This is a genomic window from Streptomyces sp. enrichment culture (assembly GCF_964272855.1).
Taxonomy (GTDB): Bacteria; Actinomycetota; Actinomycetes; order Streptomycetales; family Streptomycetaceae; genus Streptomyces.
In genome coordinates this window covers 6574404-6599640 of sequence record NZ_OZ186847.1, presented here as the reverse complement: position 1 = coordinate 6599640, position 25237 = coordinate 6574404, and the positions used below count along the sequence as shown (strand labels likewise).

At 74.5% G+C, this 25237-nt stretch carries 21 protein-coding genes and 1 riboswitch; of the genes, 16 read left to right on the top strand and 5 right to left on the bottom strand.

The features are described 5' to 3' along the window. Positions 1 to 136: 136 nt before the first annotated feature. Positions 137 to 550: a VOC family protein gene (locus tag ACSU6L_RS29190; RefSeq protein ID WP_437065110.1), complete on the top strand. Its 414-nt coding sequence runs from the start codon at positions 137 to 139 to the stop codon at positions 548 to 550. A 39-nt stretch (positions 551 to 589) separates the two neighbouring features. Here ACSU6L_RS29190 and ACSU6L_RS29185 read toward each other — a convergent pair whose 3' ends face one another. From ACSU6L_RS29185 to ACSU6L_RS29175, 3 genes are all read right to left on the bottom strand, one after another. Beyond that, positions 590 to 2011, bottom strand: coding sequence for a hypothetical protein (locus ACSU6L_RS29185; protein ID WP_437061551.1), 1422 nt, complete (start codon positions 2009 to 2011; stop codon positions 590 to 592). Between the two features lie 213 nt (positions 2012 to 2224). Then, positions 2225 to 3352, bottom strand: a complete 1128-nt coding sequence (locus tag ACSU6L_RS29180) for an alpha/beta hydrolase family protein (RefSeq protein WP_437061549.1) — start codon at positions 3350 to 3352, stop codon at positions 2225 to 2227. 87 nt (positions 3353 to 3439) lie between these two features. Further along, positions 3440 to 4177: a class II aldolase/adducin family protein gene (locus ACSU6L_RS29175; RefSeq protein WP_437061547.1), complete on the bottom strand. Its 738-nt coding sequence runs from the start codon at positions 4175 to 4177 to the stop codon at positions 3440 to 3442. Between the two features lie 196 nt (positions 4178 to 4373). On the opposite strand from ACSU6L_RS29175, the gene ACSU6L_RS29170 reads away from it, so the two are divergent. The 3 genes from ACSU6L_RS29170 to ACSU6L_RS29160 all read left to right on the top strand — a co-directional run bounded on the left by ACSU6L_RS29170 (position 4374) and on the right by ACSU6L_RS29160 (position 6842). Further along, a complete protein-coding gene (locus tag ACSU6L_RS29170; RefSeq protein WP_437065109.1) occupies positions 4374 to 5159 on the top strand; it encodes a lysozyme in 786 nt (261 codons plus the stop codon). Positions 5160 to 5334: 175 nt separating this feature from the next. Continuing rightward, positions 5335 to 6585: an inorganic phosphate transporter gene (locus ACSU6L_RS29165; protein ID WP_073942252.1), complete on the top strand. Its 1251-nt coding sequence runs from the start codon at positions 5335 to 5337 to the stop codon at positions 6583 to 6585. 35 nt (positions 6586 to 6620) lie between these two features. After that, a complete protein-coding gene (locus tag ACSU6L_RS29160; RefSeq protein ID WP_073942253.1) occupies positions 6621 to 6842 on the top strand; it encodes a hypothetical protein in 222 nt (73 codons plus the stop codon). Between the two features lie 106 nt (positions 6843 to 6948). On the opposite strand, the gene ACSU6L_RS29155 is transcribed toward ACSU6L_RS29160, so the two are convergent. After that, positions 6949 to 7311 (bottom strand): CU044_2847 family protein, encoded by a 363-nt coding sequence (locus tag ACSU6L_RS29155; protein ID WP_437061544.1) that lies wholly within the window; start codon positions 7309 to 7311, stop codon positions 6949 to 6951. Between the two features lie 203 nt (positions 7312 to 7514). Continuing rightward, positions 7515 to 7656: riboswitch (cobalamin riboswitch) on the top strand. Positions 7657 to 7767: 111 nt separating this feature from the next. Between ACSU6L_RS29155 and ACSU6L_RS29150 the strand changes: the two genes are divergently transcribed. Genes ACSU6L_RS29150 through cobI form a run of 7 tightly spaced genes read left to right on the top strand, consistent with a single transcriptional unit; the run spans position 7768 to position 18540 of the window. Beyond that, positions 7768 to 8712 (top strand): cobalamin biosynthesis protein, encoded by a 945-nt coding sequence (locus ACSU6L_RS29150; protein ID WP_437061542.1) that lies wholly within the window; start codon positions 7768 to 7770, stop codon positions 8710 to 8712. Next, a complete protein-coding gene (locus ACSU6L_RS29145; RefSeq protein ID WP_437061540.1) occupies positions 8709 to 10217 on the top strand; it encodes a cobyric acid synthase in 1509 nt (502 codons plus the stop codon). Before ACSU6L_RS29150 ends, ACSU6L_RS29145 begins: the two co-directional genes overlap by 4 nt. Further along, entirely contained in the window at positions 10214 to 13864 is a 3651-nt protein-coding gene (gene cobN / locus ACSU6L_RS29140; RefSeq protein ID WP_437061538.1) for a cobaltochelatase subunit CobN, read from the top strand. Before ACSU6L_RS29145 ends, cobN begins: the two co-directional genes overlap by 4 nt. Then, positions 13861 to 15852, top strand: coding sequence for a putative cobaltochelatase (locus ACSU6L_RS29135; RefSeq protein ID WP_437061536.1), 1992 nt, complete (start codon positions 13861 to 13863; stop codon positions 15850 to 15852). Before cobN ends, ACSU6L_RS29135 begins: the two co-directional genes overlap by 4 nt. Beyond that, on the top strand, positions 15852 to 16451 hold the full coding sequence (gene cobO, locus ACSU6L_RS29130) for a cob(I)yrinic acid a,c-diamide adenosyltransferase (RefSeq protein WP_437061534.1): 600 nt from the start codon (positions 15852 to 15854) through the stop codon (positions 16449 to 16451). Before ACSU6L_RS29135 ends, cobO begins: the two co-directional genes overlap by 1 nt. After that, positions 16445 to 17794, top strand: coding sequence for a cobyrinate a,c-diamide synthase (locus ACSU6L_RS29125; protein WP_437061532.1), 1350 nt, complete (start codon positions 16445 to 16447; stop codon positions 17792 to 17794). The genes cobO and ACSU6L_RS29125 overlap by 7 nt, the downstream gene beginning before the upstream one ends. Beyond that, on the top strand, positions 17791 to 18540 hold the full coding sequence (gene cobI / locus ACSU6L_RS29120) for a precorrin-2 C(20)-methyltransferase (protein ID WP_073942435.1): 750 nt from the start codon (positions 17791 to 17793) through the stop codon (positions 18538 to 18540). The genes ACSU6L_RS29125 and cobI overlap by 4 nt, the downstream gene beginning before the upstream one ends. A gap of 17 nt (positions 18541 to 18557) precedes the next feature. Here cobI and ACSU6L_RS29115 read toward each other — a convergent pair whose 3' ends face one another. Further along, the gene (locus ACSU6L_RS29115) at positions 18558 to 19286 is read right to left on the bottom strand and encodes a ZIP family metal transporter (RefSeq protein ID WP_437061530.1); all 729 of its coding nucleotides are present in this window, start codon (positions 19284 to 19286) and stop codon (positions 18558 to 18560) included. A gap of 101 nt (positions 19287 to 19387) precedes the next feature. Between ACSU6L_RS29115 and cobM the strand changes: the two genes are divergently transcribed. The 5 genes from cobM to cobC all read left to right on the top strand — a co-directional run bounded on the left by cobM (position 19388) and on the right by cobC (position 25198). Beyond that, positions 19388 to 20206, top strand: a complete 819-nt coding sequence (cobM, locus tag ACSU6L_RS29110; RefSeq protein WP_437061528.1) for a precorrin-4 C(11)-methyltransferase — start codon at positions 19388 to 19390, stop codon at positions 20204 to 20206. After that, a complete protein-coding gene (cbiE, locus tag ACSU6L_RS29105; RefSeq protein ID WP_437061526.1) occupies positions 20203 to 21441 on the top strand; it encodes a precorrin-6y C5,15-methyltransferase (decarboxylating) subunit CbiE in 1239 nt (412 codons plus the stop codon). The genes cobM and cbiE overlap by 4 nt, the downstream gene beginning before the upstream one ends. Beyond that, positions 21438 to 23120 carry a precorrin-3B C(17)-methyltransferase gene (gene cobJ, locus ACSU6L_RS29100; protein WP_437061524.1) on the top strand — a complete coding sequence of 561 codons (1683 nt, stop codon included), beginning with the start codon at positions 21438 to 21440 and terminating at the stop codon, positions 23118 to 23120. Before cbiE ends, cobJ begins: the two co-directional genes overlap by 4 nt. A gap of 85 nt (positions 23121 to 23205) precedes the next feature. Then, positions 23206 to 24150, top strand: a complete 945-nt coding sequence (locus ACSU6L_RS29095) for a sirohydrochlorin chelatase (protein WP_437061522.1) — start codon at positions 23206 to 23208, stop codon at positions 24148 to 24150. After that, positions 24140 to 25198 carry an Rv2231c family pyridoxal phosphate-dependent protein CobC gene (gene cobC, locus ACSU6L_RS29090; protein ID WP_437061520.1) on the top strand — a complete coding sequence of 353 codons (1059 nt, stop codon included), beginning with the start codon at positions 24140 to 24142 and terminating at the stop codon, positions 25196 to 25198. The genes ACSU6L_RS29095 and cobC overlap by 11 nt, the downstream gene beginning before the upstream one ends. The last annotated feature ends 39 nt before the right edge of the window (positions 25199 to 25237 follow it).

The following is a 25237-nucleotide window of genomic DNA, read 5'->3' as shown; positions in this document are numbered from 1 at the left end:
CGAAGGCGCAGCCCTCGCGGGCCGGGAGTCGCGAGCCGGGCCGTTGTCGGTGGTGGCTGCCAGACTGGATCGCGCGGTGGGCCCCGGTGGCGGGGTCCCGGCGCGGGCCGGTGTCGAGCACGAGGGAGTGATCGGTATGGCGGGCACGGACAACGGACGTCCGAGCATCTTCCCGGCGTTGTTGTACGCGGACGCGAAAGCGGCGATCCGGCAGCTCACGGAGGCCCTGGGCTTCACCGAGCTGTCGGTGTACGAGGGCGAGGACGGCGTGGTGCTGCACGCGGAGCTGGTGCAGGGCAACGGCGCGGTGATGCTCGGCTCGAAGGGCCGCGGCGGCATCTTCGACACGGCGATGAAGGGATCGGGCCCGACCGGGGCGTACATCGTCGTGGACGACGTCGACGCACACCACCGGCAGGCCGTGGACCACGGCGTGGAGATCCTGATGCCCCCGACGGACCAGGAGCACGGCTCCCGGGACTACATGGCCCGGGACCTCGAGGGCAACATCTGGACGTTCGGCACGTACGCCCCGCAGATACGCGTCTGAGCCGCCGCGGCGCCCGGGCCCGCGCGTCCCGGCGGCGCCTCAGCTTCCCCCGGTGTGCACCTGGAAGGCGGCGCGGCGCACGGCCTTGGCCAGCGCGGGGTCCGGGTGGGCCGCCGCGAGCGCGACGAGGACCTGCACGGTGCGCGGGTGACCGACGGCGCGCACCTCGTCGAGCAGGGCGGGCACGGTCGGCTGCACCGCGGACTCCAGGTGCCGCACCAGCATCGGCGCCTCGCCGTGGTCGGCGACCGCCGCGGCGGTGTCGACCCACAGCCAGGTGGCCTCGTCCCGGGTCAGCACCTCATGGGCGTCCTCGGGGTCGGTGCCCTCCTGTTCGGCGAGCCACAGCAGGGCGTAGGGCCGCAGCGTCGGCTCGTCCACCACGAGGCGCACATCGGGCTCGGCGGGGGCGCCGACGACCCGCAGCGCCTCGAAGGCGAGTCCGCGCAGCAGCGCGTCGTCGCCCCGGGCGGCGTCGAGGAGCTCGGTGACGGCGCTCCCGACGGGGCGGGCGGCGAGCCAGGCCCGGTATTCGGCACGGGCCGCGTTGGGCCGCAGCTGGGCGCAGCCGCGCAGCATGTCCTCGGCGGCGGCCTCGATGTTGCCGGCGGGGCTCTGCGCGGCGACGCAGATCTGCTCCAGCTTGACCCAGACCGCCCAGCTGCCCAGCGGGGTGAGGGTCGCCTGGTCGTCGGCGCAGGTGAGGGCGCCGACGGAGGCGAGGGCGTGCAGGGCCCAGTCGAGCAGCGGGGCGAGTTCGGCGTCGGCCGGGGCGGCGGGCTGCGCGAGGCCGGCGACGGGCCGCGCGGGTTCGCGCTGGGGGCCGTAGGGCACTTCGCAGCGCTCGGTGCGCAGTTCCCGCACCCGCTGCTGGAGCAGGTCGAGCAGCTGCTCGACGGGGACGGGCCCGGCGGACAGCTGGAGGAAGGAGAGCACCTGCGGCATCGCCGAGACGACCTCGGCGACGGCGGCGGGCTCGTGGTCGACGGGCTCCGGGTAGGCGAGCGACCAGGCGTCGAAGAGGGCGACCCAGCCGCGCAGTACGGCGCTGTCGTCGCGGTGCCAGGCGCGCAGCCGCCAGCCGGGGCGGGCGCTGTCGCCGTGCACCTCGACGAGGCCGGCCAGCCGGGCGGTGTCCCAGTCGGCGCGGACCTGCGACGGCGTCAGGCCCAGCTCCACGGCCGCCCGTTCGGCGGTCGCGTCGGTGAGGGTGGCCTTGCCGTCGGCGGTCGCGCCGGCTCTGCCGGGGCGCAGCGCGGTGTCGGCCCAGCGGGCGACACGGGCGGCACCGGCCAGTCTTGAGCGTGCCATTCCGGCCAGCTCCGCGGGGGCCGGGGTGCCCTCCGGCGGGCGCGGGGCGGGGCGGCGCGCGGGCCGCTGGTTCATCGCTCGGGGGGCGGCGGCCAGGGGTCGCGGGCGGACGAGTCGAAGCCTGGAGTCGCGCGGGATACGGGACGTCACGGGTGCAGTCTTCCGGTTGACGGTCCGAAAACCCAAACGGAATGTCACCGCGGGCGACGGGACTGGCCAAGGGAGGGGGTTCGGCAGGCGCCCGAAGGCCATGAACCGGACAGTGGTACGACGCTAAACGGAATCGCTGCGACCGGATGAGGAGCGGGTGGGGAGCGGGTGTGTTCGAAACGGATGCACGCGGGACGGCCAGGGCCCACGGGCTCACATGAAGGGCGTGAGGAAGCGCCTCAGGGCCTCCTCGTAGGCCTCGGGGTCGGCGTTCCACATGGCGCCGTGCGGGGCCTGCGGGACCGTGTGCAGGGCGACCAGGCCGGGGCGGCGCGCGGCCAGGCGGCGGGAGAACACCCAGGGGGCCACCGTGTCGTCCGGGCCGTGGAAGAGCAGGACCGGGACGTCGAGCCGGTCGGCCTGCGCGGCGTCGTCGGCGTCGTCGCCGAGCAGCCCGGCGCGGCCCTGCGCGGCGCGCACCGCGAGCGGCAGCAGCGCGCCCGGGGTGCGGCGCGCGGACGCGAGGGCGCGCAGCGTGGACTCCCAGTGCAGCACCGGCGAGTCCAGCACCAGTCCGGCGATCCGGTCGCGCACGGCGGAGTGGGCGGCGGCCCGCAGGGCCATGGTGGCGCCGGTGGACCAGCCGTACACGACGACGCGTCGGGCGCCGTACCGGGTGGCGTAGCGGATCGCGGCGTCCAGGTCGCGCCACTCGCTCTCGCCGAGGTGGTTCAGACCGTCGACGGGGCGGGGGGCGCCGAGGTCGCCGCGGTAGGCGAGGTCGAGTACGGGGAAGCGCTGGCGGTGCAGGAACCCCATGACGTTCATGGGGTGCTCCCGGGTGGTGCCGAGGCCGTGCACGGTGATGACCCAGGTGTCGCGGGCGCCGGGCACGAACCAGGCGGGCAGGGCGCCGAGTTCCCCGGGGACGTCGACGTCGGCGTGTTCCAGGCCGAGGGCGGCGTGCGGGTCGCCGATGTACGCGTTCGGGGTGAGCCAGACCTTGTCGCCGGTCTCCAGGGTGCCGTGGGTGACGCGGTGCAGCCTCCGGACGACGGTGTCGGCGGTGTGCGGGGCGGATTCGAGGACCGGCCCGACGACCGCGTGCAGCCCGTTGCCGGCCAGGCCGTACGTGCCGGGGCGCAGCGAGGCGAGGGCCCGGGTGAGGACGATCTGCCCCGCGGCCGTGCCGTGCACGGTGAGCCGGGGTTCGGTGGGCAGCGGGCGGCCCGGTGGCGCCTTGAGCGCGGCATCGCTGGCGAAGCGGCCGGCGGCCACCGCGGCGGCACCGGCGACTGTCATGGCGGTGACGGCAGCGGCCGTCGCTTTGACAGGGCGCACGGATCCAGTGTCCGGGCGGAGGCGGCGCCCGGCCAGTGGGCGGACGGGTTCCGTGTCCGCGTCAGCCGCGCCCGCGCCCCCGCGGCCTCACTCCGTACTCCGCTGGCCGTAGCCCCGCAGGCGCTCCTCCACCGCTTTCAGCTGGGGCTCGGACAGGAGGCTCGGGGTCAGGCCCGGCACCGAGGAGGCGGTGAGCCAGAGGCGGCACATCCACTCCAGCTGGGCGGTGCGGTCGTAGGCCTGGTCGAGGGTGGTGCCGTAGGTGATCGTGCCGTGGTTCTGGAGGAGGCAGCCGGAGCGGTCGGCGAGGGCGTGGAGCATGTTCTCGGCCAACTCGTCGGTGCCGTATGTCGCATACGGGGCAACCCGGACGGGTCCGCCGAGCGCCGCGGTCATGTAGTGGATCACCGGCAGTTCCGGGACGAGCGTCGAGACGGCCGTCGCGTGCACCGCGTGGGTGTGGACGACGGCCCGGGCGCCGGTGGTGCGGTAGACGGCGAGATGCATCGGCAGCTCGCTGGTCGGCACGAGGGTGCCGCGCACCTGCCGGCCGGTGAGGTCCACGCCGGTGAGGTCGGCGGGCGTGAGCCGGTCGTAGGGGACGCCCGACGGTGTGACCAGAACGGTGTCCCCGACCCGTACGGACACGTTGCCGGACGTGCCGACGACCAGCCCGTCGGCGACGGTCCGCCGCGCGGTGGCGACCAGGGCGTCCCAGGCCCGCGCCTCCTCCTCGCGCGTACCGCTCCCGCGCGGCTCCGTCACCTCCGGTGCGCCTTCCAGGCCGTCCCGCACGTCCCGCCGGTCCCCTCGCTGCTCAGCCATGGCGCGATCCTGCCAGGCGGACCGGGGGCCGGCGCGCCGCCGGGGCACTGTAGGCCGGAACCAGCCGGTCCGGAAGTTCCCATATCGGGGCGTATCACCCTTTGATCAGCTTTGGTCGGAGATCGACGAGCATCCACCGATCTTCCAGTACCGTCTGGCTGGATTTGTCATGTACGACGCCATTCCGGGGGGATACATGGCCCGTGACCGCAGACCATCCAGCCACCACAGGCACGACCACCGCCACCGTCACAGCGGCCGCGGCAGCCGCCTGGCCGCCGCCTTCGTGGCGGCGCTCACCCTGACCGGTACCGCCCTCGCCGGGATTCCGGCCTCGGCGGCCGGCAGGCCCAAGGGGCACGACGTCTCGTCGCACCAGAAGAGCGTGGACTGGGAGAGCGCCAGGACCAAGGGCGCCCGGTTCGTCTACGTCAAGGCGACCGAGGCCACCACCTACCGGAACCCGTATTTCAGACGGCAGTACGACGGCTCGCGCGCCGCGGGCCCGATCCGCGGGGCCTACCACTTCGCCCTGCCGGACAGGTCGTCGGGCAGGACGCAGGCCGCCCACTTCGTACGCAACGGCGGCGGCTGGCGGGCGGACGGCTGGACGCTGCCGCCCGCGCTCGACATCGAGTACAACCCGTACGACAAACAGCACAAGTGCTACGGGCTGGGCAAGGCGAGGACGGTCGCCTGGATCAAGGCCTTCAGCGACGAGGTCAAACGGCTCACCGGCCGCCGCCCGGTGATCTACACGACCACGCACTGGTGGAACAGCTGCACCGGGGGCAGCCGCGCCTTCGCCGCCGACCACCCGCTGCGGATCGCCCGCTACGACGCGGCGGAGCCGGGAACACTGCCGGCCGAGTGGTCGTTCTGGACGATCTGGCAGTACGACAACGGCGGCGGCCTGCCGGGTGACCAGAATCTCTTCAACGGCTCGACGGACCGGCTGAGGGCGTTCGCCAAGGGCTCGTGAGCCGTGCGGCACGGGGGCCGTCGGACCCACCGCACATGTCCGGCACGCCGGGAAATCGACGGCGGAACGGCGGTCCTCCTTTAGAGACACCGTGATGCCCTCCCCAGTTCACCTCGCGTTCACCTGGGTTACCTACCTTCGTCCAGCCAATGACCTCGAACGATTGCCTGGGTAAATGGAAGGCATCTCGCTGATCCTCGCGATTGTGGTGGTAACCGCACTCGCGTTCGATTTCACGAACGGTTTCCACGACACCGCCAACGCGATGGCCACCACCATCTCGACCGGTGCGCTCAAGCCGAAGGTCGCGGTGGCCATGTCCGCCGTCCTGAACCTCGTCGGTGCCTTCCTCTCGGTGGAAGTCGCCAACACCATCTCCAAGGGCCTGGTCGACGAAAGCGGCATACGTCCCGAGGTCATCTTCGCCGCGCTGGTCGGCGCGATCCTGTGGAACCTGCTGACCTGGCTCGTGGGACTGCCGTCCTCCTCCTCGCACGCCCTCATGGGCGGCCTGGTCGGCGCCACCATCGCCTCGGCGGGCGTCGGCGCCGTCCACGGTGACGTGCTGGTCACCAAGGTGCTCATCCCCGCGATCGCGGCCCCGCTGGTGGCGGGCATCGCCGCGATGATCGCGAGCCGGCTGACGTACACGATGGGCAAGAAGGCCGACGGCAAGGCGGCCGCCAAGGGCTACCGTGCCGGGCAGATCGCCTCCGCGGGCCTCGTCTCCCTCGCCCACGGCACCAACGACGCCCAGAAGACGATGGGCATCATCACCCTCGCCCTGGTCGCCGGCGGCTCGCTCGCCCCCGACTCCGACCCGCCCATGTGGGTCATCCTCTCCGCGGGCGTCGCCATCGCCCTCGGCACCTACCTCGGCGGCTGGCGCATCATCCGCACCATGGGCAAGGGCCTCACCGACCTCCAGCCGCAGCAGGGCTTCGCCGCCCAGACCAGCGCCGCGACGGTCATCCTGGCCTCCTCCCACCTCGGCTTCTCCCTCTCCACCACGCACTCGGTCTCCGGTGCGGTGATGGGCGCGGGCCTCGGCCGCAAGGGCGGTGTGGTCCGCTGGTCCACCGCCACCCGCATGTTCGTCGCCTGGGGTCTGACCCTGCCGGCCGCCGCGCTGGTCGCCGCGCTCGCCGAGTGGGTCTGCGGCTTCGGCGACTGGGGCACGGCGCTCGTCGCGGTCTTCCTGGTGGGCTCCAGCTTCGCCATCTGGAAGATCTCCCGCCGCGAGGTCGTCGACCACACCAACGTCAACGACAGTGACGACGCCGAGTCGCCCGGCGTGGTGACCACCGCCATGGCCGCCGTGACCCCGCCGCCGACCGCTGCCGCCGCCGAGGAGCTGGCGGCCACCATCCCGGCCCCGGCCAAGCCCGCCAGCACGGACCCGGCGCCCTCGCAGGCCGCGGTCTGAGCCCCGCGCACCCAGGTACGTAAGGAATCAGCAGCATGAAGATCGACTGGGCGGCCCTCGGCTCCGTCTTCGGCGTCAGCCTCGTGGTCACCGTGGCCCTCGTGGCCCTCTTCACCCTCGGCATCGCCGGCCTGTCCCGCCGCGAGCGCGCGGCGGAGCAGGGCGACTCGGCGGCCCTCGCGGTCACCGGCGCGTACGCGTGCTTCGCGGCGTGCGCGGCGGCGGTGGCGTACGGGATCTACCTGATCGTCGCCTGACCCACCGGGTTCCTCGATCCGCCCTGTCGGGGCCGTCCCATCGGCGGCCCGGGCGGGGCGGACCCATGTCCGGGGCCGGTCTCCGCCGAGGCTCCGGACGTCGTCGTCAGCGGGAGCCCTCACCGTCACGCTGCCCCGGTACACCCGACGTGACGGGGTTCGTCCAGTGCATGGTCACGCTGAAGTGGGCCTCGCTCGATCCCTGGGCCACCACGACCCCCGCCTCGGCGCTGAGGGTGATGCCGAACTCCACGGTGACCGAGTCCGGTGGTCTGGGCAGTGCGCGGGCCCCGTCCACGACGGCGCCGAGTGCGGGCCGGACCCGGGCGAGTGCCTGCTGGAGCGTCTCGGCGGCCCCGGCGATCCGGCCGCCGCGCGCCACCCGCTGCACTCCGGCCGGGCCTTCCCCGGCCACCGCCAGCAGCACGACCTGCCCGTCGTCCAGCGGCATCTCGCCCACGTACGCCACGTGCGTCCCCTCCCGCCTGCGTCCCACGCCCTATGAGACACAGGGGAATTGCAGGCGTTCACCCTGCGTGATCACAAGCGGGTTCGGTGAATGCCGCCCGCAGGAGGGGATTTCGGGCGAGCCGGTTACGGCGGGCCGGGCGCCGTGCTAGCCATGTGGGGTTCTGCACACTCCCCCCTCGCAGGTCAACGGCAAGTTGACGGCCGTTCCGGCCCCGTGGTGGACTGCCCGAGCCATGTACGGCGGCAGGAGAGGAAGCCCGGTGTGAATCCGGCGCGGTCCCGCCACTGTGACCGGGGAAGAACAGCCTCGGGAGCCAGGAACTCTCACCGCCGGTCTCGTCGAACCAGGGCGTGGACACCCTGAGTGAGGACATAACGCGATGCTCGGCTGCCGCCGTTCGAGGTTGAGGTTCGGTACCAGGGCCCTGCCCGCCCCCACGGCCGGCTGAGCCCGATGCGTGCCGATCGCGTCTTCGCGTACGGCGTCGCCGCCGGCCTTCTCGGTGACCTGCTCTTCGGCGATCCGCGCCGTGGGCATCCGGTCGCCGCGTTCGGGCGGGCCGCGTCCGCCGTCGAACGCGTCCTGTACCGGGATCACCGGGGGCGGGGCGCGCTGCACACCGTCGTGTGCGCCGGTGGCGCCGTCGCACTGGGGGCCGTGGCCTCGCGGGCCGTACGGTCCTCCCCCGCCGCTTCCGTCGCGCTGACCGGCGCCGCCACCTGGGCGGTGGTCGGCGGGACTTCGCTCGCGCGCGAGGCCGCGGCCATCGGGCGGGCTCTGGAAGCAGGCGACGTGGAAGCCGCACGGGCGCGGCTGCCGCATCTGTGCGGGCGTGATCCGCAGGCGCTCGACGCCGACGGCATCGCCCGGGCCGTGGTCGAGTCCGTCGCCGAGAACACCTCCGACGCCGTCGTGGGCGCCCTGGTGTGGGGGGTCGTCGGCGGGGTGCCGGGACTGCTCGGGTTCCGTGCCGTGAACACGCTGGACGCCATGGTCGGGCACAAGTCGCCCCGCTACCGGCGCTACGGGTGGGCCTCCGCGCGGCTGGACGACCTCGCCGGGTGGCCGGGGGCGCGGCTGACCGCCGTGCTCGCGGTCGTGGCGGGCGGGGATCCGCGGGGCGCGGCGCGGGCCTGGTGTGCCGACGCGCACCGGCATCCGAGCCCCAACGCCGGGCCCGTGGAGGCCTCGTTCGCGGGGGCGCTCGGGGTGCGGCTGGGCGGCACGCTCTCCTACGGCGGGCGGGTCGAGCACCGGCCCGTGCTCAACGGGGACGCCGGACGCGCCGTCCGGGTCACCGACATCCAACGGGCCGTACGGCTCTCGCGCCGCGTCGGGCTGCTCGCGCTCGGCGTGTGCGCGGCCGGACGGCTCCTAGGGAAGGGGCGTACCTCATGAGCGGCGGTCTGCTGGTCGCCGGCACCACCTCCGACGCCGGGAAGAGCGTCGTCACCGCCGGGATCTGCCGCTGGCTGGTGCGGCAGGGCGTGAAGGTGGCGCCGTTCAAGGCGCAGAACATGTCCCTCAACTCGTTCGTGACGCGCGAGGGCGCGGAGATCGGGCGGGCGCAGGCCATGCAGGCGCAGGCCTGCCGGGTCGAGCCGACCGCGCTGATGAACCCGGTGCTGCTCAAGCCCGGCGGTGAGCAGAGCAGCCAGGTGGTGCTGTTGGGCAAGCCGGTGGGCGAGATGAGCGCGCGCGGCTACCACGGCGGGCGGCAGCAGCGGCTGCTCGGCACGGTGCTGGACTGTCTGGCCGAACTGCGGGGCACGTATGACGCGGTGATCTGTGAGGGGGCGGGCAGTCCGGCCGAGATCAATCTGCGCCGGACGGACATCGTGAACATGGGCATCGCGCGCAACGCCGGTCTGCCCGTGCTCGTCGTCGGCGACATCGACCGCGGGGGCGTCTTCGCCTCCTTCTTCGGCACGGTCGCGCTGCTGTCGCCGGAGGACCAGGCGCTGGTCGCCGGGTTCCTCGTCAACAAGTTCCGGGGGGACGTCAGCCTCCTCGAACCCGGCCTCGACATGCTCCGCGACCTCACCGGGCGGCCCGCCTACGGCGTCCTGCCGTTCCGGCACGGCCTCGGCATCGACGAGGAGGACGGACTGCGGGTGTCGCTGCGCGGCACGGTGCGGGAGTCGGCGGTCGCCCCGCCGGTCGGCGAGGACGTGCTGCGGGTCGCCGTGTGCGCGGTGCCGCTGATGTCCAACTTCACCGACGTGGACGCGCTGGCCGCCGAACCCGGCGTCGTGGTGCGGTTCGTGGACCGGCCGGAGGAACTGGCCGACGCCGACCTCGTGGTGGTGCCGGGTACGCGCGGCACCGTGCGGGCGCTGGAGTGGCTGCGGGAGCGGGGGCTGGCCGAGGCCATCACCCGCAGGGCGCGCGACGGGCGGCCCGTCCTCGGAGTCTGCGGCGGCTTCCAGGTGCTCGGCGAGCACATCGAGGACGACGTGGAGAGCCGCCGCGGGCACGTCGACGGGCTCGGCGTCCTGCCCGTACGGGTGCGGTTCGCCCGCGAGAAGACCCTCACCCGGCCGCGGGGCGAAGCGCTCGGCGAACGCGTCGAGGGATACGAGATCCACCACGGGGTCGCCGAAGTCCTCGGCGGGGAAGCCTTCCTGGACGGCTGCCGGGTCGGACAGACCTGGGGCACCCACTGGCACGGCTCGCTGGAGTCCGACGGCTTCCGGCGCGCGTTCCTGCGCGAGGTGGCCGCCGCCGCGGGCCGCCGCTTCGTGCCGGCGCCGGACACCTCGTTCGCCGCGCTGCGCGAGGAGCAGCTCGACCGGCTCGGCGACCTGATCGAACAGCACGCGGACACGGACGCGCTGTGGCGGCTCATCGAGTCGGGCGCGCCGCAAGGACTGCCTTTCATTCCACCGGGAGCGCCCGCATGAGCACAGTGTTGTTGTTGTCGACCGCCGACACGGATCTGCTGGCGGCCCGCGCCTCCGAGGCCGCCTACCGGATCGGCAACCCGACCCGGGTGGACGTCCGGGAGGAGCTGCCGGGCCTGATCGAGGGCGCCGACATCGCCGTCGTACGGCTGCTGGGCGGCAAGCGCGCCTGGGAGGACGGGCTCGCCGCGCTGAAGGCGGCCGGGGTCCCGACCGTGCTGCTCGGCGGGGAGGCCGTGCCGGACGCGGAGCTGATGGCCGAGTCGTCGGTGCCCGCCGGCGTGGTGGCGGAGGCGCTGAAGTACCTCGTGGAGGGCGGGCCCGCCAACCTCACCGAACTCGCCCGGTTCCTGTCGGACACCGTGCTGCTCACCGGTGAGGGCTTCGACGAGCCGCGGAAGATGCCGGAGTACGGGGTCCACGGGGAGCGTGCGCTCCAGGACGGCCGCCCGACCGTCGGCGTGCTCTTCTACCGGGCCCACGAACTGAGCGGCAACACCGCCTTCGTGGACACGCTGTGCGACGCGATCGAGGCGCACGGCGCCAACGCCCTGCCCGTGTACTGCGGTTCGCTGCGCGGCGCCGACGCCGGGCTGTACGAGCTGCTGGGGCAGGCCGACGCGCTCGTCGCCACCGTCCTCGCCGCGGGCGGCACCCACGCCTCGCAGGCCTCCGCCGGCGGCGACGAGGAGGCCTGGGACATCGGCGCGCTCGCCGAGCTGGACATCCCCGTGCTGCAGGGCCTGTGCCTCACCTCCTCGCGCGCCGCCTGGGACGAGTCCGACGCCGCCCTGTCCCCCATGGACGCGGCCATGCAGGTCGCGATCCCCGAGTTCGACGGCCGGCTGATCACCGTGCCGTTCTCCTTCAAGGAGCAGGGCCCGGACGACGTCCCCGTGTACGTGGCCGACCCGGAGCGGTCGGCGCGGGTCGCCGGGATCGCCGTACGGCACGCGCGGCTCAGGCACAAGCCCAACGCGGACAAGCGGATCGCGCTGGTCTTCACCGCCTACCCGACCAAGCACTCCCGGGTCGGCAACGCCGTCGGCCTGGACACGCCCGCGTCGGCGGTGCGGGTGCTGGACGCGCTGCGCGACGCCGGGTACGGGCTCACCGAGTACCCCGCGGGCGGCGACGAGCTGATCCACCGGCTCATCGAGGCCGGCGGACACGACGTGGAGTGGCTGACCGAGGATCAGCTGGCCGCCGCGCCCGCGCGGGTGCCGCTCGCCGACTACCGGGCCTGGTTCGACAAGCTCGACCCCGAGCTGCGGGAGGCCATGCGGGAGGCCTGGGGCGAACCGCCGGGCAGCCTGTACGTCGACGGCGACGACATCGTCCTCGCGTCCCTGCGGTTCGGGAACGTCGTGGTGATGATCCAGCCGCCGCGCGGCTTCGGCGAGAACCCGATCGCGATCTACCACGACCCGGACATGCCGCCGTCGCACCACTACATGGCGGCCTACCGCTGGCTGGAGAACAGCTTCGGCGCCGACGCGATCGTCCACATGGGCAAGCACGGCACGATGGAGTGGCTGCCCGGCAAGGGCCTCGGGCTGTCCGGCGGGTGCGCGCCGGACGCCGTACTCGGCGACCTCCCGCTGATCTACCCGTTCATCGTCAACGACCCCGGCGAGGGCACGCAGGCCAAGCGGCGCGGCCACGCCACCGTCGTCGACCACCTGGTGCCGCCGATGGCCCGCGCCGACACCTACGGCGACCTGGCCAAGCTGGAGCAGCTGCTCGACGAGTACGCGCTCGTCTCCGACCTGGACCCGGCGAAGGCGCCGGCCGTGCGGGCCCAGATCTGGACGCTGGTCAAGGCGGCCGAACTGCACCACGACCTGCATGTCGACGAGCAGCCGGACGACGACGAGTTCGACGAGTTCGTCATGCACATCGACGGCTACCTGTGCGAGATCAAGGACGTGCAGATCCGCGACGGGCTGCACGTCCTGGGCGGCGGGCCGGTCGGCGAACCGCGCGTCAACCTGGTGCTCGCCGTGCTGCGCGCCTCGCAGGTGTGGGGCGGGCAGGCGAACGCGCTGCCGGGTCTGCGGTCCGCGCTGGCCGCGCACTTCGGGCTGGCCGAGAAGGAACTGCTGGCCGAGCCGGGCGCGCCGGTGAAGGTGCCGGCGGAGCTGACGGACCTGGTGGACGGCCCGGCGCGGACCGCCGCCGACGCGATCGACCTGCTGGAGCAGCTGTGCCAGCGGATCGCGGAGGGCATGGAGGAGCGGGACTGGGAGGTCTCCTCGGTGCCCGGGCTGGTGCAGGAGGTCCTGGGCACGCGGCTGCCCGACGCGCTCGCCGTGCTGGAGTTCGCCTGCACCGAGGTCGTGCCGCGGCTGGCCCGGACGACGGACGAGATCGGTCACATCCTGAAGGCGCTGGACGGCGGTTACGTCCCGGCGGGCCCGTCGGGCTCCCCGACCCGCGGCCTGGTCAACGTCCTCCCCACCGGCCGGAACTTCTACTCGGTCGACCCGAAGGCGATCCCCTCCCGGCTGAGCTGGGAGGTCGGGCAGTCGCTCGCGGACTCCCTGGTGCAGCGGTACCTCGCCGACAACGGGGAGTACCCGAAGTCGGTCGGCCTCACCGTCTGGGGCACCTCGGCGATGCGCACCCAGGGTGACGACATCGCGGAGATCCTGGCGCTGCTGGGGTGTCGGCCCGTGTGGGACGAGGCGTCCCGGCGGGTCACCGGGTTCGAGGTCATCGGCCTGGAAGAGCTGGGCCGGCCCCGCATCGACGTCACCGTCCGCATCTCCGGCTTCTTCCGGGACGCGTTCCCGCATGTGGTCGGTCTGATCGACGACGCGGTGCGGGCGGTGGCCGAGCTGGACGAGCCGGCCGAGTCCAACTACGTGCGGGCGCACGTGGAGGAGGACACCGCCGAGCACGGCGACCGCCGCCGGGCCACGGCCCGGGTCTTCGGTTCCAAGCCGGGGGCGTACGGCGCGGGCCTGCTGCCGCTGATCGACGCCCGCAACTGGCGCTCCGACGCGGACCTCGCCGAGGTGTACGCGGTGTGGGGCGGCTACGCCTACGGCCGCGGGCTCGACGGGCGGGCGGCACGCGGGGACATGGAGACGGCGTTCAGGCGGATCGCGGTCGCCGCGAAGAACGTCGACACGCGCGAGCACGACCTCGTCGACGCGGACGACTACTTCCAGTACCACGGCGGCATGGTCGCCATGGTCCGCCACCTCACCGGCGCCAACCCCGAGGCCTACGTCGGCGACTCGGCGACGCCCGACCAGGTGAAGACCCGCACCCTGGGCGAGGAGACCCACCGCGTCTTCCGCGCCCGCGTGGTCAACCCGCGCTGGATGGCGGCGATGCGGCGCCACGGCTACAAGGGCGCCTTCGAGATGGCGGCGACCGTCGACTACCTGTTCGGTTACGACGCCACCGCCGGGGTCGTCGACGACTGGATGTACGAGAAGCTCAGCGCCGAGTACGTCTTCGACCCGGAGAACCGGGACTTCATGAAGAAGTCCAACCCGTGGGCCCTGAGGGGCATCACCGAGCGGCTGCTGGAGGCGGCGGACCGGGGGCTGTGGGCGGAGCCGGACGCGGACACGCTGGAGCGGCTGCGCGCCACCTACCTGGAGCTGGAAGGCGACTTGGAGGACGACCAGTGAGTACCCCGTTCCCTTTCACGGCCGTCGTCGGCCAGGACGACCTGCGGCTCGCGCTGCTGCTGAACGCGGTCTCCCCGGCGGTCGGCGGTGTGCTGGTGCGCGGCGAGAAGGGGACCGCGAAGAGCACCGCGGTCCGTGCGCTGTCGGCGCTGCTGCCGGAGGTCGACGTCGTCCCCGGGTGCCGGTTCTCCTGTGACCCGGCCGCCCCGGACGCCGGCTGCCCGGACGGGCCGCACGAGCCGGGCGCGGGGGCGCCGCGGCCCGCGCGCATGGTGGAGCTGCCCGTCGGTGCCTCCGAGGACCGGCTGGTCGGCTCGCTGGACATCGAGCGGGCGCTCGCGGAGGGCGTGAAGGCGTTCGAACCCGGTCTGCTCGCCGACGCGCACCGCGGGATCCTGTACGTCGACGAGGTCAACCTCCTCCACGACCACCTGGTCGACCTGCTCCTCGACGCCGCCGCGATGGGCGCCTCGTACGTCGAGCGGGAGGGCGTCTCCGTGCGGCACGCGGCCCGTTTCCTGCTCGTCGGGACCATGAACCCCGAGGAGGGCGAGCTGCGCCCGCAGCTGCTCGACCGGTTCGGGCTGACCGTGGAGGTCGCGGCCTCGCGGGAGCCGGAGCAGCGGGTGGAGGTCGTACGGCGGCGGCTCGCCCACGACGACGACCCCGCCGGGTTCGCGGCCCGCTGGGCCGAGGAGGAGGCCGCCGTACGGCAGCGGATCGTGGCGGCGCGGGAGCTGCTGCCGTCCGTGCGGCTCGGTGACGGCGCGCTGCGGCAGATCGCGGCGACCTGTGCCGCCTTCGAGGTGGACGGGATGCGCGCCGACATCGTGATGGCGCGCACCGCGACCGCGCTGGCCGCGTGGGCGGGCCGGACCGACGTGCTCGCCGAGGACGTCCGGCAGGCGGCGCTGCTGGCGCTGCCGCACCGGCGGCGCCGTAACCCCTTCGACGCCCCCGGGCTCGACGAGGACAAGCTGGACCAGACCCTGGAGGAGTTCTCGGGAGACGACGACCCGGACCCGGATCCGGACCCGGACGGTCCGGGCGGCGGGGGTGGCGGGCAGCCCTCCCCCGACGCGGGCCCGCAGGGCGGTGACACCGCCGCGCGCCCCGAGGCCGGCGAGGGCGGCGAGCCGCAGGCGTCCGGCGCCGGTGAGCAGTCGCCCGTACGGGCGGCCGAGCCGTTCCGTACGAAGGTGCTGAGCGTGCCGGGGATCGGTGAGGGTGCCGCCGGGCGGCGCTCGCGGGCGAGGACCGAGCACGGCCGGACGACCGGGGCCCGGCGCCCGCGGGGCACGCTGACCAAGCTGCACCTGGCGGCGACCGTGCAGGCGGCGGCGCCGCATCAGCGGGCGCGGGGCAGGTCGGGGCCTGGGCTGGTGGTCCGCCGGGACGATCTGCGGCAGGCGACCCGTGAGGGCCGCGAGGGAAACCTCGTGCTGTTCGTGGTCGACGCCTCCGGCTCCATGGCCGCCCGGCAGCGGATGAGCGCGGTGAAGGGTGCCGTGCTGTCGCTGCTGCTCGACGCCTATCAGCGGCGGGACAAGGTGGGGCTGGTGACCTTCCGCGGGTCGGCGGCCGACGTGGCGCTGCCGCCGACCTCGTCCGTCGACGCCGCCGCCGCGCGGCTGGAGTCGCTGCCGACCGGTGGCCGTACGCCGCTGGCGGCGGGGCTGCTGAAGGCGCACGACGTGCTGCGGGTGGAGCGGCTGCGGGACGCGGCGCGGCGTCCGCTGGTCGTGGTGGTGACGGACGGTCGGGCGACGGGCGGTCCGGAGCCGGTGGCGCTGGCCGCGCGGGCGGCCGGGCTGTTCGCGGCCGACGGGGTCGCGTCGGTGGTCGTGGACTGCGAGTCGGGGCCGGTGCGGCTGGGGCTCGCGGGGAAGCTCGCGGGTGAGCTGGGCGGTACCGCGGTGACGCTGGACGAGCTGCGGGCCGACAGCATCGCCGGGCTGGTGAAGGACGTACAGAGGAGGGCCGCGTAATGCCGCAGGGACAGCCGAGTGTCATCCCGGACGACGGGCTGACGACGCGTCAGCGCAGGAACCGTCCACTGGTCGTGGTGCACACGGGGATCGGCAAGGGCAAGTCCACGGCCGCCTTCGGACTGGCGCTGCGCGCCTGGAACCAGGGGTGGCCGATCGGGGTGTTCCAGTTCGTCAAGTCGGCGAAGTGGAAGGTCGGCGAGGAGAACGCGCTGCGTGTGCTGGGCGCCTCCGGCGAGGGCGGCACCGTCGACTGGCACAAGATGGGCGAGGGCTGGTCGTGGGTCCAGCGGGACGCTCAGATGGACAACGAGGAGAAGGCCCGCGAGGGCTGGGAGCAGGTCAAGCGGGACCTGGCGAACGAGACGTACCGGCTGTACGTGCTCGACGAGTTCGCGTACCCCATGCACTGGGGGTGGGTGGACACCGACGAGGTGGTGGCGGTGCTCCGTGACCGTCCCGGCACCCAGCACGTCGTGATCACCGGGCGGAACGCGCCGGAGAAGCTCGTCGACTTCGCCGACCTGGTGACCGACATGTCCAAGGTCAAGCACCCGATGGACGCCGGCCAGAAGGGCCAGAAGGGCATCGAGTGGTGACGTCCGTTCCCCGGCTGGTCGTCGCCGCCCCCGCGTCGGGGAGCGGCAAGACCACCGTAGCCACGGGGCTGATGGCCGCGTTCGCCGCGCGGGGGCTCGCCGTGTCCCCGCACAAGGTCGGGCCGGACTACATCGACCCGGGCTACCACGCGCTCGCGACCGGGCGTGCGGGGCGCAACCTCGACGCGTACCTGTGCGGTCCGGAGCTGGTCGGTCCGCTGTTCGCGCACGGCGCGTCCGGCTGTGACATCGCCGTCGTCGAGGGCGTGATGGGGTTGTACGACGGGGCCGCCGGGGAGGGTGAGCTGGCGTCCACCGCGCAGGTGGCGAAGCTGCTGCGGGCGCCGGTGGTGCTCGTGGTGGACGCCTCCTCGCAGTCGCGGTCGGTGGCCGCGCTGGTGCACGGCTTCGCGTCCTGGGATCCGGAGGTGCGGATCGGGGGCGTGATCCTCAACAAGGTCGGCTCGGACCGGCACGAGGCGCTGCTGCGGGAGGCGCTGGACGCGTCCGGGGTGCCCGTGCTCGGGGTGCTGCGGCGGGTGAAGCAGGTGGACACGCCGTCGCGGCATCTGGGTCTGGTGCCGGTCGCCGAGCGCCGGGCGGCGGCCGTGGAGGCCGTGGCGGCGATGGCCGCGCAGGTCGAGACCGGCTGCGATCTGGACGCGCTGGCGGGGCTGGCGCGGGGCACGGGCGCGCTGCCGTGCGAGCCGTGGGAGCCGCCGGTGGTGCCCGTCGGCGAGCGGGCGGTGGTGGCCGTGGCCGGTGGTCCCGCGTTCACGTTCTCCTACGCCGAGCACGCCGAGCTGCTGACGGCGGCCGGTGCCGAGGTGGTGCCGTTCGATCCGCTGCGGGACGAGCGGCTGCCCGAGGGCACGGCGGGGCTGGTGATCGGTGGCGGCTTCCCCGAGGTGTACGCCGGTGAGCTGTCCGCCAACGAGCCGCTGCGCGCGGCGGTCGGCGCACTGGCGCGCTCCGGGGCCCCCGTGGCCGCCGAGTGCGCGGGGCTGCTGTATCTGTGCCGGGAGCTGGACGGGCAGCCGATGTGCGGGGTGCTGGACGCCTCGGCGCGGATGAGCGAGCGGCTGACGCTGGGCTACCGGGACGCGGTGGCCGTGGGCGACAGTGTGCTGGCGGCGGCCGGGACGCGGATGCGGGGGCACGAGTTCCACCGCACGGTCGTCGAGCCGGGCGCGGGGGCCGCCCCGGCGTGGGGGGTACGGGCGCCCGAGCGGCGCGTCGAAGGTTTCGTACAGCGTGGTGTGCACGCGAGTTATCTGCACACGCACTGGGCGTCCGAGCCCGGTGTCGCCCGTCGGTTCGTGGAGAGGTGCCGGACGTCATGAGCAGCAGGCTGATCGGGGTCGGGGTGGGTCCGGGCGACCCGGAGCTGGTGACCGTGAAGGGCGTGAACGCGCTGCGGGCCGCCGATGTCGTCGTGGTGCCGGTGATGGCTGCACCTGATGGGACGGACGGCGGTGAGCGGGGGCGGGCCGAGGCGACCGTGCTGCACTACGTGCCCGAGGAGAAGGTCGTCCGGGTGGTGTTCGCGCTGAACGAGCGGACGGACCGGGCGCGTCGGGAGGCCACCTGGGACGCTGCCGGGGAGCGGGTCGCCGGGCTGCTGCGGGCGCATGGCGCGGTGGCGTTCGCGACCATCGGGGACCCGAACGTGTACTCGACGTTCACGTATCTCGCGCAGACCGTCGCCGAGCTGGTGCCGGGCACGGTCGTGGAGACCGTGCCGGGGATCACCGCGATGCAGGATCTGGCGGCGCGTTCCGGTGCCGTGCTGACGGAGGGCACGGAGCCGCTGACGCTGGTGCCGGTGACGGCGGGCGCGGCCGTGCTGAAGGACGCGCTGAACGGGCCGGGGACGGTCGTGGCGTACAAGTTCGGGCGGCAGGCCGCCGAGGTCGCGGAGGCGCTGCGCGACAGCGGGCGGATCGACGGGGCCGTGTGGGGGTCGGCGCTGGGGCTGCCGGAGGAGTCGATCCGGCCGGCCGCCGAGCTGGACGGGGCTGCGCTGCCGTATCTGTCGACGCTGATCGCGCCCGCGCGGCGGGACGGCGGGCGGGGCGGCAAGCTGTGACCTGCCCCGAGGCGCGGTCACTCGGCGATGCCGACCACCAGCCAGATGAAGCCCGCGCCCGCGACCGTGCACAGCAGGGTCGAACGGGCCGGGTGTTCGTGGTGGGCCTCGGGCAGGATCTCGGCGGCCGCCAGGTAGAGCAGCGCGCCGCCGAAGAAGGCGAGGTAGCCGCCGAGCACCGGTTCGGGGACGGTGAACAGCAGCGTGGACGCCGCGCCGACGACCGGGGCGACCGCGTCCGCGACGAGCATGGCGATCGCGCGGCGGCGGGCGTTGCCGTAGACGGTCGTGAGGGTGAACGTGTTGAAGCCGTCCGCGAAGTCGTGGGCGATGACGGCCAGCGCGACGGCGAGGCCCATGCCGTGGCCGACCTGGAAGGCGGCGCCGATGGCGATGCCGTCCATGGCGCTGTGGCCGACCATCGCGGCGGCCGCGGTGAGGCCCACTTCGGGGGTGCGGCCGTTGCGCTCCTCTCCCCCGTGCGCGGATTGACGGGCCGCCAGCAGACGTTCCACCAGATGGGCTACGAGGAAACCGGCCACGAACAGCAGCAGGGCCGCCGGTACGCCGTGCACCTCGGTGCCCGCGGCCTCCAACGCCTCCGGCAGCAGGTCCAGGCCGACGACGCCCAGCATCAGGCCGCCGGCCAGGCCCAGCACCAAGTGGCGGCGGTCCGTCACGCGCTGTGCCGTCCAGCCGCCGGCCAGCGTCATCAGGAACGCGCCGAGCGCGACGAAGACCGCCATGTGCCCTTGCTATCCGATGCGTGCCCGCCCGCGCACATCCGACGCCGCGCGCGTTGACCCGCGCCGCCCCCTGAGAACTTCCGTACGAGAGGAACCGATCCATGGCCGACACCCCCGCCGGCAAGGTGACCTTCGTCGGTGCCGGCCCCGGCGCCGCCGACCTGCTGACCTTCCGTGCCGCGCGCGCGATCGCCGAGGCCGACGTCGTGATCTGGGCCGCGAGCCTGGTCCAGGCGGAGGTCCTGGAGCACGCCCGGGAGGGCGCGCGGATCCTGGACTCGGCGACGATGTCGCTGGAGGACGTGGTCGCCGTCTACGAGCGGGCGCACGCCGAGGGGCTGAGGGTGGCCCGGATCCACTCCGGCGACCCGGCCCTGTGGGGCGGCACCCAGGAGCAGCTGGACCGCTGTCACGCGATCGGCATCGCCACCGAGGTGGTGCCCGGCGTGTCGTCGTTCTCGGCGGTCGCGGCGCTCGCGCAGCGGGAGCTGACGATCCCCGAGGTCGCGCAGTCCGTGGTGCTCACCCGGCTGGGCGGCGGCAAGACGCCGATGCCGCCGGGTGAGGAGGTGCGCGAGTTCGCCAGGCACGGCACCACCATGGCCGTCTTCCTGTCGGCGGCGCGCAGCGGGCAGCTGGTGCGGGAGCTGCTGGAGGGCGGCTACCCGACGACCACGCCGGTCGTCGTCGCCTATCAGGCGACCTGGCCCGAGGAGCTGGTCGTGAGGTGCACGATCGGCACGCTGGAGGAGACGGTCAAGGAGCACAAGCTGTGGAAGCACACGCTGTTCCTGGTCGGCCCGGCCCTCGACGCGCACGGCACCCGCTCGCACCTGTACCACCCGGGGCACTTCCACGGGTACCGCAAGGCCGACCCGGAGGCCCGCAGGGCGCTGCGCGCGCGAGGTGCCCAGACGTGATCACGGTGGTCGGTACGGGCACCGGGGCGCCCGTGCCGCGGGAGGTGCTGGCCGGAGCCGAGCTGGTCGTCGGCGGGCAGCGGCATCTGGACGCCGTACGGCTGCCGGAGGGCGCCGAGCGGATCGTGCTGGGGCCGCTGGCGCCCGCGCTGGACGCGATCGAGGAGTACGCGGGGAAGGATCGGTCCGTGGTCGTGCTGGCCTCGGGCGACCCCGGGTTCCTCGGGATCGTGCGGGTGCTCGCCGAGCGGTTCGGGCCGGAGCGGCTGGACGTGCGGGCCGGGGTGTCCTCGGTGGCCGCCGCGTTCGCGCGGGCCGGGCTGCCCTGGGACGACGCTGTGGTGGTGAGCGCGCACGGGCGGGATCCGCGGACCGCGGTGAACGTGTGCCGGGCACATCCCAAGGTGGCGGTGCTGACCGGGCCGGGCGCGGGACCGGCGGAGCTGGGTGCGGCGCTGCGGGACACCGGGCGGGTCCTGGTCGTGGCCTCGGCGCTGGGCGATCCGCAGCGGGAGCGCGTGGTGCGGGTGACGCCCGCCGAGGCTGCGGCCCGCGACTGGGGCACGGCGGTCAGCGTCGTGCTGTGCCTGGACCCGGAGCGGGCGCTGGGCGCGGTGCGCACGGTGGCCGGCCCGGCGCCGGGGCCCGCCGGCTGGGCCCTGGACGAGGCGGACTTCGCGCACCGCGACTCGATGATCACCAAGTTCGAGGTGCGGGCGCTGGCCCTGGCCCGGCTGGGCCCCCGGCTCGGCGACCTGGTGTGGGACGTCGGCGCGGGCTCCGGCTCGGTGGCCGTGGAGTGCGCGCGGCTCGGCGCTGCGGCCGTCGCCGTGGAGAAGTCGGCGGACGGTGTGGAGCGGATCCGCGCCAACGCCGCCGCGCACGGCGTGGACGTGCGGGTGGTGCACGGGGCGGCGCCGGACGCGCTGGCGGGCCTCGACGGCGACCCGGACGCGGTGTTCGTCGGCGGGGGCGGGCGGGAGCTGCCCGCGATCGTCACCGCCTGCGCGCGGCGCGCCCGGCGCACGGTGGTCGTCGCCATGGCCGCGCTCGACCGGGTGCCGGCCGCCCGCGAGGCCCTGACGGACGCCGGGTTCACCTGCGACGGGGTGCTGTTGCAGTCTTCCCGGCTCGCGCCGCTGCCGGGGGACGTGACCCGGCTCGCGGCGACCAATCCCGTTTTCCTGCTGTGGGGCGTGCGGCCTCACGCCTGTACTGAAGGAGTTGCCCAGTGATCGGCCTCATTTCCGCCACCGCGGCGGGGGCGGCTGCGCGGGACCGGCTGGCCGCGGCGTGGCCGGACCGCACGCGCGTGTACGACGGACCCGTGGGGGACGCCGTACGGCGGGCGTTCGCCGAGTGCGAGCGGCTGGTGTGCTTCCTGGCGACGGGGGCCGTCGTCCGGCTGGTCGCGCCGCTGCTGGACGGCAAGACGGCCGACCCGGGCGTGGTCTGCGTCGACGAGGGCGGGCGGTACGCCGTGTCGCTGCTCGGCGGGCACGCCGGCGGCGCCAACGACCTCGCGCGCGAGGTGGGCGCGGTGCTGGGCGCCGAGCCGGTGGTGACGACCGCGACGGACGCCGTCGGCATCGCCGGGCTGGACACGCTCGGGCTGCCGGTGGAGGGCGCGGTCGCCGCCGTGTCGCGGGCGCTGCTGGACGGGGAGCCGGTGGCGCTGCGGGCGGAGGTGGCGTGGCCGCTGCCGCCGCTGCCGGTCGCCGAGGACGGGCCGTACGCGATCCGGGTGACGGACCGCGCGGTCGAGCCCGCCGAGCGGGAGGTGCTGCTGCGTCCCCCGACGCTCGTCGTCGGTGTCGGCGCCTCGAAGGGCGCCCCCGCCGAGGAGGTGCTCGGGCTGGTCGAGGAGGCGCTGCGGGAGGCGGGGCTGTCGCCTCGCAGCGTCGCCGAGCTGGCCACCGTGGACGCCAAGGCGGAGGAGCCCGGCATCGTCGAGGCGGCCGCCCGGCTGGGGGTGCCGCTGGTGACGTACGGCGCCGAGGAGCTGGCCCGGGTCGAGGTCCCCAACCCGTCCGACGCGCCGCTCGCCGCGGTCGGCACGCCGTCGGTCGCGGAGGCCGCGGCGCTGCTGGGCGGCGGCGAACTCCTCGTGCCGAAGCGGAAGTCCTCGGCCCGGCCGGCCATGGCGACCTGCGCGGTCGTACGGCGGCCCGGGCGCGGGCGGCTGGCGGTGGTCGGGCTCGGGCCGGGCGCCCGCGACCTGCTCACCCCGCGGGCCAGGGCGGAGCTGGAGCGGGCGTCGGTGCTGGTCGGGCTCGACCAGTACGTCGACCAGATCCGCGACCTGCTGCGGCCCGGCACCCGCATCCTGGAGTCCGGGCTGGGCGCCGAGGAGGAGCGGGCGCGGACCGCGGTCGCCGAGGCCCGCGAGGGCCGGGCGGTCGCGCTGATCGGCAGCGGGGACGCGGGCGTGTACGCGATGGCCTCCCCCGCGCTCGCCGAGGCGTCCGACGACATCGACGTCGTCGGCGTGCCGGGCGTCACGGCGGCGCTGGCGGCCGGGGCGATCCTCGGCGCGCCGCTCGGCCACGACCACGTCTCGATCAGCCTGTCCGACCTGCACACGCCGTGGGAGGTCATCGAACGGCGGGTGCGGGCCGCGGCCGAGGCGGACATCGTCGTGACCTTCTACAACCCGCGCAGCCGGGGCCGCGACTGGCAGCTGCCGAAGGCGCTCGCGATCCTCGCCGGGCACCGGGAGCCGGCGACGCCGGTCGGTGTCGTACGGAACGCCTCCCGGCCGGACGAGTCCAGCCGGCTGACCACGCTGGGCGCGCTGGATCCGGCGACCGTCGACATGATGACGGTGGTGACCGTGGGCAACACCGCGACCCGTGAGATCGCGGGCCGCATGGTGACGCCCCGCGGCTACCGCTGGCAGGAGGAACCCCGGTGAGCCGCGCGGCCCGCCGCTCCGCCGCCGCGTCCGCCACGCCCGCCGCATCGCTGTACCACCCCGTTTCGCACTCCGAGGAGAAACCGTGACCACCCCGCCGCCCGCCCTGCTCATCGCCGGCCATGGCACCCGCGACGACGCCGGAGCCGAGGCATTCCGCGACTTCGTCCGGGAGCTGGGGCGCCGCCACCCCGAGCTGCCCGTCGCGGGCGGCTTCATCGAACTGTCCCCGCCGCCGCTGGGCGAGGCGGTGACCGAGCTGGTCGAGCGGGGCGTACGCCGGTTCGCGGCCGTCCCGCTGATGCTGGTGTCCGCCGGGCACGCCAAGGGGGACATCCCGGCGGCGCTGGCCCGCGAGAAGGAACGGCACCCCGGCATCTCGTACACCTACGGCCGTCCGCTCGGCCCGCACCCCTCGCTGCTGTCGGTGCTGGAGCGGCGGCTGGACGAGGCGCTGGGCGGCGCCGGGCGCACCCACGAGGAGCGGGCGGACGTGACCGTGCTGCTGGTGGGGCGCGGGTCCACCGATCCCGACGCCAACGCCGAGGTGCACAAGGCGGCGCGGCTGCTGTGGGAGGGGCGCGGGTACGCCGGGGTGGAGACGGCGTTCGTGTCGCTGGCGGCACCGGACGTGCCGGGCGGGCTGGACCGCTGCGCCCGGCTGGGCGCGAAGCGGATCGTCGTGCTCCCGTACTTCCTGTTCACCGGCATCCTGCCGGACCGCGTGCGGCAGCAGACCGAGAGCTGGGCGGCCGAGCACCCCGAGGTCGAGGTGCGGTCGGCGGACGTCATCGGGCCGGAGCCGGAGCTGCTGGACCTGGTGATGGAGCGGTACGCGGAGGCCCTGAAGGGCGATCTGCGGATGAACTGCGACTCGTGCGTGTACCGCATCGCGCTGCCCGGCTTCGAGGACAAGGTGGGGATGCCGCAGCAGCCGCACTTCCACCCCGACGACGACGGTCACCACCACGGTCATGGCCACGGTCATGGTCACCACCACGGGGGACACACCCACAGCCATGCGCACTGACGACGGGCACGATCTGCGGCATCACGGGGACGCGGAGGTCCGTGACGACGGCTCCGCGCTGGTCGACCTGGCCGTGAACGTACGCGCCGACACGCCCCCGGCGTGGCTGCGGGAGACGATCGCCGGGTCGCTGGACGGGCTGGCCGCCTACCCCGACGGGCGGGCCGCGCGGGCGGCCGTGGCCGCGCGGCACGGGCTGCCGGCGTCGCGGGTGCTGCTGACGGCCGGGGCGGCGGAGGCGTTCGTGCTGCTGGCGCGGGCGCTGAAGGTACGGCGGCCGGTCGTGGTGCATCCCCAGTTCACCGAGCCGGAGGCCGCGCTGCGGGACGCCGGGCACAGCGTCGACCGCGTGGTGCTGCGGGAGGAGGACGGGTTCCGGCTGGACCCCGCCGCGGTCCCGGAGGACGCCGACCTGGTGGTGATCGGCAACCCGACGAACCCGACGTCGGTCCTGCACACCGCCGGCACCATCGCCTCACTCGCCCGTCCCGGTCGGACGCTGGTCGTGGACGAGGCGTTCATGGACGCGGTGCCCGGTGAGCGGGAGGCGCTGGCCGGGCGGACGGATGTGCCGGGCCTGGTGGTGCTGCGGAGTCTGACGAAGACGTGGGGGCTGGCCGGGCTGCGGATCGGCTACGTCCTCGCCGCGCCGGAGACGATCGAGGAGCTGGAGCGGGCCCAGCCGCTGTGGCCGGTGTCCACGCCGGCGCTGGTGGCGGCTCAGGCGTGCGTCTCGCCGCGGGCCCTGGCGGAGGCCGCCCACGCGGCACATCGCGTCGCCGCGGACCGGGCCCACCTCGTGGCCGGGCTCGGGGAGTTCGCCTCGGCGGGGCTGCGCGTGGTGACCCCCGCGGACGGCCCCTTCGTCCTCGTACGGCTGCCCCACGCCGCCGCCGTACGGCACCGCCTGCGCGACCTGGGCTTCGCCGTGCGGCGCGGGGACACGTTCCCCGGTCTGGACGAGGAGTGGCTGCGCCTGGCGGTGCGCGACCGCACGACGGTGGACCGCTTCCTCGCAGCCCTGGCACAGGCATTGCCGACCGGCTGAGGCCGGGGCTCCCCCGCCCCCGGCCTCAGCACGGCTCAG